Annotated in this window: 9 protein-coding genes and 2 pseudogenes; 6 read left to right on the top strand and 5 right to left on the bottom strand. The window is 51.3% G+C overall.

The features are described from left to right. Positions 1-146: 146 nt before the first annotated feature. Entirely contained in the window at positions 147-452 is a 306-nt protein-coding gene (locus CHB65_RS16025; protein WP_089386021.1) for a hypothetical protein, read from the bottom strand. Between the two features lie 242 nt (positions 453-694). Between CHB65_RS16025 and CHB65_RS17675 the strand changes: the two genes are divergently transcribed. After that, a complete protein-coding gene (locus CHB65_RS17675; RefSeq protein WP_218818979.1) occupies positions 695-2,119 on the top strand; it encodes an HNH endonuclease in 1,425 nt (474 codons plus the stop codon). 364 nt (positions 2,120-2,483) lie between these two features. Here CHB65_RS17675 and CHB65_RS16015 read toward each other — a convergent pair whose 3' ends face one another. Then, the gene (locus tag CHB65_RS16015) at positions 2,484-2,924 is read right to left on the bottom strand and encodes a TRAM domain-containing protein (RefSeq protein WP_089386020.1); all 441 of its coding nucleotides are present in this window, start codon (positions 2,922-2,924) and stop codon (positions 2,484-2,486) included. A gap of 431 nt (positions 2,925-3,355) precedes the next feature. On the opposite strand from CHB65_RS16015, the gene CHB65_RS16010 reads away from it, so the two are divergent. Beyond that, positions 3,356-3,709 carry a helix-turn-helix transcriptional regulator gene (locus tag CHB65_RS16010; protein ID WP_089386019.1) on the top strand — a complete coding sequence of 118 codons (354 nt, stop codon included), beginning with the start codon at positions 3,356-3,358 and terminating at the stop codon, positions 3,707-3,709. 253 nt (positions 3,710-3,962) lie between these two features. Continuing rightward, entirely contained in the window at positions 3,963-5,042 is a 1,080-nt protein-coding gene (locus tag CHB65_RS16005; protein ID WP_089386018.1) for an SWIM zinc finger family protein, read from the top strand. A gap of 155 nt (positions 5,043-5,197) precedes the next feature. On the opposite strand, the pseudogene CHB65_RS16000 reads toward CHB65_RS16005, so the two are convergent. Beyond that, positions 5,198-7,816: pseudogene (locus CHB65_RS16000) on the bottom strand (helicase-related protein); the annotation flags it as partial. Here CHB65_RS16000 and CHB65_RS17140 point away from each other — a divergent pair. After that, the gene (locus tag CHB65_RS17140; RefSeq protein WP_143420469.1) at positions 7,806-8,012 is read left to right on the top strand and encodes a hypothetical protein; all 207 of its coding nucleotides are present in this window, start codon (positions 7,806-7,808) and stop codon (positions 8,010-8,012) included. The pseudogene CHB65_RS16000 and the gene CHB65_RS17140 overlap by 11 nt on opposite strands. A 62-nt stretch (positions 8,013-8,074) precedes the next feature. Here the strand turns inward: CHB65_RS17140 and CHB65_RS15995 are convergent, their stop codons facing one another. Further along, positions 8,075-8,431, bottom strand: coding sequence for a hypothetical protein (locus CHB65_RS15995; protein WP_089386016.1), 357 nt, complete (start codon positions 8,429-8,431; stop codon positions 8,075-8,077). A 336-nt stretch (positions 8,432-8,767) separates the two neighbouring features. On the opposite strand from CHB65_RS15995, the gene CHB65_RS15990 reads away from it, so the two are divergent. Then, a complete protein-coding gene (locus tag CHB65_RS15990; protein ID WP_089386015.1) occupies positions 8,768-9,154 on the top strand; it encodes an HVO_A0114 family putative DNA-binding protein in 387 nt (128 codons plus the stop codon). A 469-nt stretch (positions 9,155-9,623) separates the two neighbouring features. Here CHB65_RS15990 and CHB65_RS17135 read toward each other — a convergent pair. After that, positions 9,624-9,770, bottom strand: a pseudogene (locus CHB65_RS17135) (ISH3 family transposase); the annotation flags it as partial. 232 nt (positions 9,771-10,002) lie between these two features. On the opposite strand from CHB65_RS17135, the gene CHB65_RS15985 reads away from it, so the two are divergent. After that, positions 10,003-12,915 (top strand): Eco57I restriction-modification methylase domain-containing protein, encoded by a 2,913-nt coding sequence (locus tag CHB65_RS15985; RefSeq protein ID WP_089386014.1) that lies wholly within the window; start codon positions 10,003-10,005, stop codon positions 12,913-12,915. Positions 12,916-12,931: the final 16 nt, after the last annotated feature.

The raw sequence follows: 12,931 nt of genomic DNA, 5'->3' as shown, positions 1-12,931 counted from the left end.
GAGGCGCATACCACCCTCCCCATCTCATCCTACGGTGATAGTTTCGGCGATTAGCCCTACGTCACGCGATTCTCTCGCTTATCCGAATACGGATGGACAGCAGAACAAAGTCGTCCCGAGGTATTCACGCACGATGTCGATCTTTCTCAGTTCCTGTCGAGCGCCGTATCAGTCACCTCTCTCAACTCAGCAACGAGTGTCTCGATCACTGCTACTGGGTCGTGGGTTGAATCGTTGAGAGGCGGCTCCCATAACTCGATCTCGATGGCTTCTGCGGCGTCGAGATCACCTTCCGTCGTCGTGAGGATCAAGATCGCTCGATGATAGATGATCACCTCTTGCTGGCTGTCAACACCGAGATGCTCGATCGATCCAGCCGAAAGTGCCGTCGGGATATCGATAACAGAAGCACAGTCATACGAACGAGTGATTCCCCTGTCGGCCTCCTCCATATCTCTATTTTCACGAGAGTCCGTAAATACCTCAGCGTCGACGAACCATCGCGTATCGCTTCTTGTCTCACCTGTTGGACTCTGTTGAAATCATCAAGTGGTGATAGGTTTCGGACGTCGTGCTGAATATAGAGGATCAATTTAGTAACTCGGTGGCTGAGTGGATGCATTCTTTTGTTTTCTCTATAGCTAGAGGAACGACGTAATATCCAATATGAGCTAATTCAAAACTTATTAACGAAATGAACAACGTGGTGGAACGACTTCGTTCGGAGTTAGAAGAAGTACAGCAAGAAGCAGCTATTGATATCGCCACAGGGACAATCAAAAAGAACCTTGCTAAGGAAGCAGCGCCCTTGTTAAAAGAAATTCTTCAGACAGCAACATCGGAAATACAGGGGACCGCTGCTGGCGCGCTAGCTAATATTGCCCGTCATCATCCTGAAACTGTCCCAGATATTGAACAGGAGCTAATATCGTTGTTGCGTGACGACACGGTTTATCAGGACCACTATTACAATGCGACTCAAGCCGTAACAGCATTAGCGTCAATAGAGTCAGAAACAAGTCTTGATTCGGTTAATAATGCTATCAGATGGTACCGAGAAGAGAATGCACACCGCGCGTGGGCCGCCGGCAAATTGACGACCAACTACTTGACACCGAGTCAGGCGGACGCTGTTGACTACAAACATATTGACTCTGTGCGTGCTCACGGTGTAGCGCTATTAGCTCAGAATCACTTAGATGACTCAGACGATGACTACACCGTTGCAGCGATCCTGCTTGATGACATTCTCACAAAGAATGCACAGGATGAATTACGAGATACGTTGTTAGAGGGCGCACGGAATCATCCAGAACGACTTGAAAATGCAGTACCATATCTAGCACAGAATATCCGCGACCGGCAGCACCAAAGTGGTGAATACGCACTTTGGATCCTGCGTAACTACGTAGAGGTTAATCCAGAGGAACTCACACATTTAGTTGACGACGTGGGAGCGTACCTTGACCCAGCACAGGGTGCTAATGACCCGGGCAGTCCAACCAACATCCTCGCTGAAGTGGTGCCGTTTGCCCCCGGCCGGGTTGCTGACTTCCGAGAACAAATTGAGGAATTACAAGATCACGACAAAGAGTATGTCCAGCAGTACTGTTCCATCATCCTAGAGACGTTGGATGAGATGGACTACACATCCACTTCGGAGAGGAAAGCAACGGACAGTGACTGGTCATCAAATAAGCAAGGAAGAGATACGGATTCGTCATCGGCGGAAGCCGACGAGACAGAATCTAAGCAAATGCTAGATGACCTCCGTGAGGCGGCTAAACAAGATAGTGTTGAGACTGTTCCGAAAGAGACTATCACAACAACACAGGAAACACAAGAATACAGTCGATCGAAGAAGGTCAAGCAGTATGTAAAGGCTCGTGCTAACGGGTATTGTGAAGGCTGTGGCGACTCAGCTCCGTTCACGAGTAAGACTGGTGAACCGTATTTACACGCACACCATGTTCACGAAGTTAGTGACGGCGGTTCCGATACGCCTGAAACCGTAATTGCACTTTGCCCGAATTGTCACTATCGTGTTCATCACGGTGAGGATGGTGAAGTATACAACGAGGAACTAATCACTCAGCTAAAAGAAATTGAAGCTCAGTGACTGGACATTCCACTCTGATCTTATCGGTTGAGTCTGCGGTTTTCGATAGATCTGCGCTCTGTACTCAGCACGCAGTTCGTGTCACGTCTGAAGGATTTCAATAGAGCTTCTTGTTGGTGTGACTTCCACTGAAGCGCACCATTCGGGGTGGCCTCTGGCCGGCGTCACTCATCGGAGGGCACTGTCCCTAGCACTCCGAATGGACGCGACTGCTCAATAACACGTACATCAATCATCCAAAGCCGCTTTCCAGAGGGTCAATCTCATCCCTACCGGTATGGTAGTCGCTCACACTAGGGGTTTCACTCAGAGCGTCGGCGGTCCCGGCTCTGCTCAGCGACATACCCGAACGTTGCAGGCCCTATCAGTGCGTTTTCGAGTGGTGTGTGACGATCTCTCCGAACGCGACTGTTTCTTGTACGGTCTCAATCTGAACCGTGAGTTCTTCGCCAACTTTCGCTCCCGGGACGATCACCACGAACCCATGATCGACTTTTGCGATGCCGTCTCCCTGCTCACCGACTGACTCGATCGTTACGTCACGAAGCTCGTCCTCCGTGACTGGTGGGTCGTTCTTGGTTGTCGCCGTGGCCGACTGCGACTGTGACCTGTCAGTCGTGGTCTGCTCGGTCGTTGCTGTTTTGCTTACCGTGTCCTGTTTAACAAGTGCGATCCGGTATGTCTCTCTGGGAGTTATCTCACCACGTACAACCTCTCGTTTCGGGATTGTTACTCGATATTCGCCGCCGATCTCCTCAACATTTGCGGAAAATAACGCCGCCAACCGTTCAGGAACTTCAACCATCGAATCAGGCTAAGCTATGGCTGCCGAGGGTATGATAATTCGGATTTCGTGTACCGCTACCGCTTCACTTCAGACTAGCGAATCGGTTTCAAGGACGACGAATCGCGATGAATCTTAACCAACACGGCGCGGTTATTCGCCACGAATTGTTGGTTAAAAAAATCGCCAATCCAGAGTCACGAGAGTGACCTGCATGCCTTCCCTGCGTCCCCACTCAGCACCAATCCCTGTGTTTTTGAAGAGGAGCCGGAAAGACCGTTTGAGCAACCAGCATGAGGAAGGATGCTCTCGATTTGTTCTCTGCTCCTCAATACTTGCAGCTCCGCTGTGCTCACAGATGGTCGGGATTGCAAGCTGATCCCGGACAATGTCAGTATCTGTGTTCGCTATGGAAAGAACGATTATCGCAGATCACCGTTAGCCGTTGAGGTATGAGTACATCACAGGGGAAAGCCGACTTATCGGAGGACGAGCGTGCGGGTCTTGAACTGATCCGCGAGACGGGTGGGATTCACCAGAGCGACTTTTGGAAAGAATTGAATGTTTCTTCACGGAAGGGGAGCCGAATAGTCAAAGCGCTTGAGAATGCCGAGCTGATTCAGCGTCAAGAAGCGGTGTATGAAGGCCAGAGAACCTACTATCTTGAACCGACCGCACGTGATCTTGACTTTTCACTGTTGATGGCGGGTGATATGCTCTCGCCATTCACTGGAGAGGAAGAAGTTGATCCGCAGTCGGACGCCTTCTCGCAATGGCTGATGCACCTCACGTACGAGGAAAAGTGACTCCGTGGGTGAGACCTTTTGATGACACCCAGTCCATGGCACTCGGTGTCTGTGGGTCGGGCCCCACCGTAGGGGGCTTCGATGATTATAATCATGTCCACATATTCAATTCACAGAATAGCTCAGCAGTACTTCTATCAGTTACAGCATTTTATAATTGGGATGAGCTCAATTGCAGTATCGATTTTTGTGGCTCGCCCACTTTATAAAATGATAGTCACTATTTTAGTTGGCGAGATAAAATATAACAAGCATGGTTGACCGCCGACGCCAATGGCGGGCCGAAAATCAAGATATCCATATCAAGAAGAAAATTGGAGATACTAACTTCATTGTCAATGGAAACAGGGGGATTGATTATCAGGTTGATCTAACGGGGCCATCCTGTAGTTGTCCTGATTGGAAAAAGCACCAGCCAGATGGTGGATGTAAACATATTCTCAGAGTCAAACTCGCAGAGGAAGCCATCGAACCCCTGCCTAGTGCACTGACAAACTTCGGATCTCAGGGAACTCGCTCAACTAACAGTTATCCAGAGAATTGGGATGAGCTTAGCCAACGAGTAAAAAAGCGAGATAACTGGGTATGCCAGAAGTGTGCAGCAAAAGGTGGGCCCTCTGGGAATGCAAGAGTCGAAGCACACCACATTATCCCGAAATCAAAAGGGGGAGGTGACCGTCTTAGCAATTTGATCACACTGTGTCATGATTGCCACGAGAGTGAACACGGGCACAGAATACCCACGAGTACAGATCGTCCAAGTTATGGACACTCAAGTGGCACTCAGATCCTCCCTGACACCGGTGAAACTAGGTCTCCCCCCACATCAACGAGACATACTGGATCGGAAAGCACAGTGGCCTCAATCACAGATCAACAAAATGTAACACCAGAACAAGAATCAACTAGCGCTCCGCAGGCGTGGTGGCATTTCGTGGCGTTAGCTGACCTCCATATACCGCCGTATGAAAATACTCGTCCTTGGGGTAATACATATCGTTTGTCCAAATCTGATTTTGGAGATACAGAATCGACTGCAGTATCAACCACATCGGATTCTATGTTTTCACAGGAAGCCGATACTAGAGCTTCTGAATCGACCCCACCAGAGGAGCGCGAAACAGAACTGTTTGAATTCACTGGCGAAGTCGTTTTACCGGGAGATCCATTATTGATCGATGATGGGGAACAAACATATGTTGTTCCGCTTGGTTCTTCGATATCAATAAACGATTCAATAACTACTCCCGGAGAGGCTGTAACCGTCATCGGTTCCAAAATCGACAAAAATACCATTATAGCCAAAGATATTAAAAAACTACCTACGTTTTAATTTTAATGATGGCTGAATATACTGTCCTGAACATATAGCGATGCTACATCTTTCATCATGCGTTGTAGTGTGATCAGCTTTAATTTGCTATCTACTACGATACACTGACCAAACGCTATGCATCAACATCATAAGCACCTTGTCGATCGAGCTATTTACAGAGGTAGTGTGAGACAGTAGTTTTCGACGTCCGGTGCTAGAGAGATGATCTGCTCTCGCCGCTTCAGCTCTTTGCGACGGATTCCGATCCGCTCTTCCAGTTTTTCAAGCCGCTCTCGCTGGCCACGAATAGCAATATCCATATCAGAACCACCCTCGGCCTTGCGTTCGTACGTTTCAATGAACGACTCGATCCGCTCGCGCTCGGCCCGTGCATACTCGTTGAGATCCTTGAGCTCGCGGGACGTCTCTTCATGTCGCGCGGCTCTGAGATCTGCCTTGATCTCGTTGACTCGAGCGCTCACGTACCGGTTGGCAAGTACCCGGAGGGTGTCTTCAGCGTCAAGTACTGTCCGAAGGTCGTCTACATCAGGTCTCGCAGAGATGGTGTCGCCTTCAACAACTCTCCTACCGAGTGCCTGTTGGGCGTCTTGCTGCTCAGCATCGACAAAGACAGGGATGGTTTCTTCTCGGATCACGTCTCCAGTTCCGTCTTCAAACGCAACCCGGTAATTGTAGGTGATCCCCGGCACGTCCACGAACGGGAGCAGCTTGAGACCAACTTTCCCGCGCTCGCCCTCCAATACGCGGGCCATGAGCCGTTGGAGGACATCCGTATCAGGCGCGAGGAACGTGATATCTTCGTGATTCATTGCGAATTCGCGATCAAAAGTGAAGGGCCCGAATGATGCGTCCATCCCGGTCGGTCGCACTTCTTCGGGTAACTCTGCGTGATAGAGGTTGGTGCCACGCTTTTCGAATTCGCCGCCAAACGCTTCGACAGCCTGCTGGAAGAATTCTCGAATATCACCTGCACTCCCGTAGACGTTCTCTGATTCGTCGACGACGTTCTGTATCTGCCGGCGACTCTCGGCGTCGAAGGTGCTGGTGTCGACGAGGCTCCGGTTGTACCACTCCTCAAGTGTACGCTGACGTTCCTCGATTAACGCCTCAAGTTCCTCTTTGGTCGCGCTCGGGGGGTCATCGTGCTGGATGGACTCCATAATGAGCGAGTCCACGTCGATGTCGTCAAGCATCCCCAACACATCCGCGGTGTTGCCGAGTTGTGAACGGATCTCCTCTACTTTGGTCTGAAGCAACTCGAAGATCTCGCTCTCACGCGTGTCGTCGAACAAAAAGTTCCAGACCTTAACTTCTTTACCCTGTCCGTAACGGTGAATCCGACCGATCCGTTGTTCGAGACGGTTCGGGTTCCACGGTAACTCATAGTTCGCCATGATGTGGCAGCTGTGCTGGAGGTCGATCCCTTCGCTCGCCGCATCGGTCGCGAACAGAAGCCGCGATTGGCCGTGATTGAATTCGTCTTCGATGTGAGCGCGTTCTTCTTTGTCAACATCGCCGTGGATGACGAGAATCTCATCGGCCCACGGCTCGTCCTCAACGAAGTCAAGGAGATAGTCGAGGGTGTCCCGGTACTCCGTGAACAGGAGGAGCTTCTCATCGGGCTGCTCTTCGAGCAGTTGCGTGATGAACCGTCGAACCTTCTGAGCCTTCGAGTCCACGGGAAGATCCTCGGCGAGAGAGACCAGACGTCGTAGCGTGTCGATCTCCTCTTCGAGCTGTGCATCGTTGCTTGCAATGGTCAGCCCAGCAATCTCGTCTTCCGCTCGTTGCTTGTCGTCCTCGTCCAAATCTTCGCCGTCGAGATACGCTGCTGCCTCCTCGGAGAGGTCATCCGTCGCTGGCTCGTCAGCAAGGAGATCGTTCAGCCGCCGGCGAAGCGTCGCGTGTATCGCGCCGACGCTACTCACCAACCGTTTTTGCATGAGCGCCATCGCGAAACCGACTGCCGGCTTGTTGAGTTGCTCAGAGCGGTTGTAGACGTTCTTCACGTAATCTGTAACCTCGCGGTAGAACTGCCGCTCGCCGTGAGTCATCTGGATGGACACCGAGTTGACCTCTCGATCGGGGAAGATGCGTTCGCCGTCCTCGTCGTAGATGTTTTCCTTTCCACGACGTTTCATCACGCGGTCGACCGTCTCGCGGGTGAGTTCGTGGTCTTCAGCAACGAGGAACGGATCGATGTATTCAACGAGCGACCGGAACGCCTCGCCCTTGCCATCGTGCGGGGTCGCGCTGAGGAGCAGTAAGGAGTCAGAGTTGCCAGCCACCGTCTCGACCATGTTGGCCGTCTTGCTCGGTGATGCTCCTCGCTTCGTCGCCTTGTGAGCCTCGTCAACGACGACGACGTCCCAGAACGCGTCTCGAAGTGCGGGTTGGAACTCGTCCTGCCGGAGGAACGCCATGCTGGTGACCAACTGTTGCTGATCCTGATTCCAGATGTTGGCTTCCTCGCCGAGTCGTCGACGCTCTCCTTCGACCCATGTACGATCAGCGACGGTGAGATCCACATCGAAGAAGCGATCCATATCCCGGATCCACTTTTTCTGGAGGTGAGCCGGAACGACGAACAGGATACGGTCAGCACGATTGCGGGCGGCCAACTCCTTGAGTATGAGCCCCGCCTCGATGGTCTTTCCGAGTCCCACGTCGTCAGCGATCAGAGCTCGCTGGCGGAGCTTTTGCATCACCCAGTTCACGCACGCCAACTGATACGGTTCGAGACGAACGGTCGAGGTCGAGATGCTCAGCGAGACTGACGAGATAATCGCGCTCTTCAACGACGTCTTTGCGGGCGCTGTCTACGAGATACCGACGCGCGTCGCGCTTCAACCGGCCTGGAACGCCGGCTCGTTGATATTCGAACACAATGAGGAACTCTCGGACGCTGAGGCCGAGTACGGACGATTAGCCGTGTGGAGGATGTCAGATGTCTCCCGTCTGTCCTAGTCAGGCAAGGCAATCTAGAAAAACACAGCGAGAGTGCCTCGGGGCTTGACTCCGGGGTGCGTTCACTCGTTGTAGTATATGTGGAGGTCGGCGTATGCTCTCCAGTGCTCCAATAGGTACTCTCGCATCCGTTTGAAAGAGTAGTCGTCGTCAAGCCAGACTTTCTTTTCCTCGTCGGCGTCGGATGGTAAGTACTCCTTGTCTAAGTGGGGTTGGTCATGCCGTGTGTCCATGCCCACAATTTCGTCGTTTTCATCGATAGGGGACTCGGCCTTCTGGACAAGGGACCACCCATAGTTTTCAGCATCTTCTGCGGGGTCGTATTCGTTCTGGTCGTTCGGGTCAGGTTCCACATACCCGACAAGGAAGTAGTTGTCACCCCGGTAGGTGCCTAAGTCGATTTTCTCAAACCTGTGCATCGCTTGGCACCTGTGAATCTGTCATTTTACGTATGTTGTTATATTCCATGGGTTGTAATTTGAGAACCGAACTGTTCGCGCACGCCCGTCGCACCAGCATCTAGTTCGCTCTAAAACTGATGATTTCACGGTCTAGAAGACCGCTACTCAAACCACAGATGATTAGAACGCCGATGGGCGTAACAGAGATTCTCTTATATTATGTAAGGGGAACAAACTACTTAAATATTTCGACAGTTAATGTATGGCTGAAGAAAATGCCTCAAATACTCGAATTCGGCACTATCGAAACCTTCTTGTCTGTTGCAGATCTAACAACAGTAAGGAGAATATAATATGTCCCAATTCAAAAAAGCCCCAGATCCGGTTACCGATCCCAATGATTTCGAGACGGGTGACAGCTCCCTCGATGATCGTTTGAATATTCGCGCTTCGTTCTCTGAAGCGCTCACACAGCACGGTTTCCCCGACACACTGATCCTCGCCCGCGAACGGGCGGAGGTCGTCTTCCACGACCGCCGTCTGGAACTGCTTGATTACTTGAAAGAGCACAACCCGCGCTCGGTTCGCGCTCTCGCTGATGAGCTGGGCTACGACAAAGGTGTCATCAGCCGTGATCTTCAGAAACTCGCTGAGATCGAGGTCATCGAGTACGTGGAAGATGGTCGTGCAAAGGCACCACGACTTAAGCACAAACACGTTGCTATCGAACCAGTCGTCTGATTTGGGCCGGGAACGTGGAACCCCGGCTTGCGCTCTTCGAGCTGCTCGCCAATGAAGTTCCATGAGAGAGAACACCCACCCCACGCTTCCGTCGTAAAATCCCGACGTTTTCGCATTTTGCCACACTCCTCGTTACCGCATAATCTATCCGACAGAGACACACCCCGTGTTTTCGACGTTCCACCCCCCGTATTTACCATCGTTTCTCCACGACGGTGTAGAGAGAGCCTTTGTGACTGTAATTAGCGCAATAATCACGACCAAATCAACTCCAGAACACAGTCTCAGTACCTCACAAAGCATCTTCAGCTAACTGTTTCTGACGACCGAGTTCACTACTGAACAGTGGCTGGATCTGAAGCTGACGCTCATTCCTAACCAGCAGTGCCACGAAGCTGTCGGAGTCGGCGGCTTTCCGCCGCCGACACGACAGCATTGCCACTAGTCGAACACCCGTCCTGATCGGTGATTACCGCTCGAACCGGTCGTCAGGTGGACGGTTTGTCGGAACCGACCGCCGAACTGAGAGAGCCTTCCACGCTGCCCGGGTCAGCATACGGATGAACTCCTTGAAGGGCCACCACCAGAGGCGACGCCCGCCTCGGCGGGGCGTCGCCGGTCGTGTTTGGTCACACTTCAGCAAGCAGACCTCTCAACTAACAGGCTTTGTGAGGTACTGAGTCTTCTCTGTAATTTTTCAGGACGCGCTGTGCAAGATGGAAGGCGCGAATGTGGCATCGAGATTTGGTAGATGGGGGCGTGTTCGGATTGCCGGCATAGGTTACGCAGGTCTCACTATCAACTTGCTTACTCCATTTTTATAATGCCCCCCTGTATCCCCTTGAATAATGTCGGCATCTCTCGACCTATCAGATACAGAACAGCGCTTCATTCAGAACATCCTGAATGAATATGCTGCCATCTACCGAGAAATCGATTTCGAGGACCGCCCTGAACCCGACATCGTCCCCCGACTCATCAAACACCTATTCATCAACGTCCTCGACCACTCTGAGAACGACTACGAACAAGAAAACGACTGGAACGACATCATCTTCAAAGATGCTGACAACAACGCCGTAATCGTCGTCGAAGCAAAGCGCCGCAGCGTCGATGTCGAGGAAGGCATTGAGCAAGGCTTCGAGTATGCTGCCGAACGCAACTATGTCGAGTACTTCATCAGTACTAACCTCGACAAATTATTGGTCTACGAAACCTGCGAGGAAACCCACCCCGACGCTAAAACTCACGGCGGGTACACTGCTCGCAAGGTCGCGGACATCAACTTTGAGGGGCTTGTCAACCAGGAGACCGGTCGCGCTCTCACTAGCGAGGTCGATATCAAAGAGTACCAGGATCTTCTCGAACTGAACAAACTTCGCCGGGAAGAGGTTGTTGACGTTGCGAAGTTCGACCAGTTCGACATTCCCGACCATCAAATCCAGAGTGTCGCAACGGAAGGCGGGTTCAATAACCTACTTGAAGCGCTTGAGAAGGCCATTAACGAGTATTTCATGGTTTATACGCTCAAGCGGTTTGACGAATACCAAGACCGTCATGAGCAATTCAAACAAGAACACAAACAGCTCAAGAGTGAACTTGAGGATGTTCAGAGTGGGGGCGCGACAGATACGGAAGAAGAGGCAGAACTGAAACGCCAAATCTCCGAGATAGAAGAGGATTGGGATCCGTACCGTCGCTTCCAACAGGACTTCGAAGTGTGGAAACAGCTATCCAATCGAGTAGGGGAAGAAGAAGTCGAAAACAAACGAGTCTTCTGCCGTGAATCAGTCTACACGCAAATCAACAAAATCCTCTTTATCAGGATTGCTGAGGACAAAGGCCTCCTCAATACCATGGTATCGAACGGGGGTGTCACGCATTTCTTTGAATTCTGGCGAGACTACGCCAGATATACTGGCCCTGATAAAGACTATCGCGACCTTTTCAACGCTGCCTGTGACGAAATGATGGAGATCTATGAGCACCTCTACTCGGGGAGTATCTTTGACTGGGAGCTTCGGGATGGTAGTGCCCTCAACGAGATATTCAAGAAAACGTTCTGGCAACTCAATCACTACGACTTCTCCGATGTTGACAGGGACGTGTTGGGACACCTGTACGAACAGCACCTACCGAAAGAGGAACGCCAGACGCTCGGTGAGTTTTACACTCCCACCGAGGTTGTGAACTTCATTCTCGACCGCCTCGAATACACCGCTGATCAGCCCATCGAACACAAAGACGTTCTCGACCCTGCAACCGGTAGTGGAACATTCCTTGTACAGGCCGCAAATCGGCTTGTTGAGCGCCTGAACAACAAGGGGGTTGAGCCGAAAGAAGCGCTGAAAATCGTCCAAGAACGACTACATGGACTCGACTTGAACCCATTCGCTATCAACATCGCGCAGATCAACCTCGTCTTCCAAATCATCGATCTCTACAAAGAGGTTAAAGAAGAGCACCCCCACTACACGATTGACAACTTCAAAATCTACCAGACCGACTCGCTGAAACGCGGAATCGACTCCAAAATCAGCGGTTTCCATAGCGACACTATCGTTCGAAAATACCAGGAAGACAAACAACAGGCTGACGCCATCAAGACCAACGAATACGATATTGTCGTCGGCAACCCTCCCTACGTCTTCTACAACGACATCCCAAAGGGTCAACGAGAAGCCTACAATAAAGCTTTTCCGAACACAGCATATCGCCAATACGACATTCTGATTCTTTTTATCGACAGCGCTCGCGACTGGCTCAAACCTGGTGGAAAAGCCAGCTACATCACCTCAAACAAGTTCACCAATGCCCAATACGCCGAAAAGCTCCGTCAACACCTCCCCAGATACCTCTATGTCAACGAATTCATTGACTTCGCAGACGCCGAAGTATTCGAAGATGTCGTTAACTACCCCTGCATTTTCACCATGCAGCGCAAAACCGACGACGAGGAGGCAAATACCGAGGAATACCGTTTTCCTTTCGTTCGAGTAAAACAAGAAAAGGATAGTGTCTCATCCTTACTTGAACACATCAACACCCACATCGGCACCGAATACGAAGACGAGTATCTCACTGCTTTCTCCGTCTCATCTGAAGGTCTTGAAAAACAATCTTGGAAATTCGTCCCTGACGAGGACAAAACCATTACCGACGCCATCCGCGCCGGCGCCGACCGGGATCTCCAATACCGAGATGCATGTGACCGTATCGAACGCGGATTCAACCCTGGGTACCTACCGGCCTACTTCGTAACAGACGACGAAATCGAGGAACACGACCTCGAGACAGAAATCATCCATCCAGCACTAGACGGGGAAGATATTCGCCGCTGGAGGAACCCCACGTCCACCGAGAAGATCATCTATACCCCTGGTAGCCTAGATATCGATAAGTATCCAAACGTCAAGGAGTATCTGCGTCAGTACAAAGACCGCCTCGAGGAACGAACAACAATTGATAAATGGTGGGAACTCCGGCGGCCCCGCCCCGGTGCAGTAACTGACGAAAAGAAAATCATCACTCCAGACATCGCTTACTACAACAACTACACACTCCTTGACGGAGAAGGATACCCACTCAACACAATCTACTACACCGTCCCCAACGACGAGGGCGACTATCACTTTCTCCTCGGCCTCGCAAACAGTATCGTGATGCAATTCTACATGAGAATGGCTCTGTTGAAATCCTTCAAGGCTGATACGAGGTCGGTACTGAATACAACGCGCGTATCTCGCACCGAGCAATCTTGAGAACAGAGCAACCGAA

The organism is Halorubrum vacuolatum (assembly GCF_900188065.1).
In the GTDB taxonomy this organism is placed as follows: domain Archaea; phylum Halobacteriota; class Halobacteria; order Halobacteriales; family Haloferacaceae; genus Halorubrum; species Halorubrum vacuolatum.
This window is presented reverse-complemented; position numbering and strand designations above follow the sequence as displayed.

Coding starts and splice junctions, on each gene's coding strand:
- CHB65_RS16025 (WP_089386021.1), bottom strand. CDS start 452: ATGGAGGAGGCCGACAGGGGAATCACTCGTTCGTATGACTGTGCTTCT.
- CHB65_RS17675 (WP_218818979.1), top strand. CDS start 695: ATGAACAACGTGGTGGAACGACTTCGTTCGGAGTTAGAAGAAGTACAG.
- CHB65_RS16015 (WP_089386020.1), bottom strand. CDS start 2,924: ATGGTTGAAGTTCCTGAACGGTTGGCGGCGTTATTTTCCGCAAATGTT.
- CHB65_RS16010 (WP_089386019.1), top strand. CDS start 3,356: ATGAGTACATCACAGGGGAAAGCCGACTTATCGGAGGACGAGCGTGCG.
- CHB65_RS16005 (WP_089386018.1), top strand. CDS start 3,963: ATGGTTGACCGCCGACGCCAATGGCGGGCCGAAAATCAAGATATCCAT.
- CHB65_RS17140 (WP_143420469.1), top strand. CDS start 7,806: ATGCTCAGCGAGACTGACGAGATAATCGCGCTCTTCAACGACGTCTTT.
- CHB65_RS15995 (WP_089386016.1), bottom strand. CDS start 8,431: ATGCACAGGTTTGAGAAAATCGACTTAGGCACCTACCGGGGTGACAAC.
- CHB65_RS15990 (WP_089386015.1), top strand. CDS start 8,768: ATGTCCCAATTCAAAAAAGCCCCAGATCCGGTTACCGATCCCAATGAT.
- CHB65_RS15985 (WP_089386014.1), top strand. CDS start 10,003: ATGTCGGCATCTCTCGACCTATCAGATACAGAACAGCGCTTCATTCAG.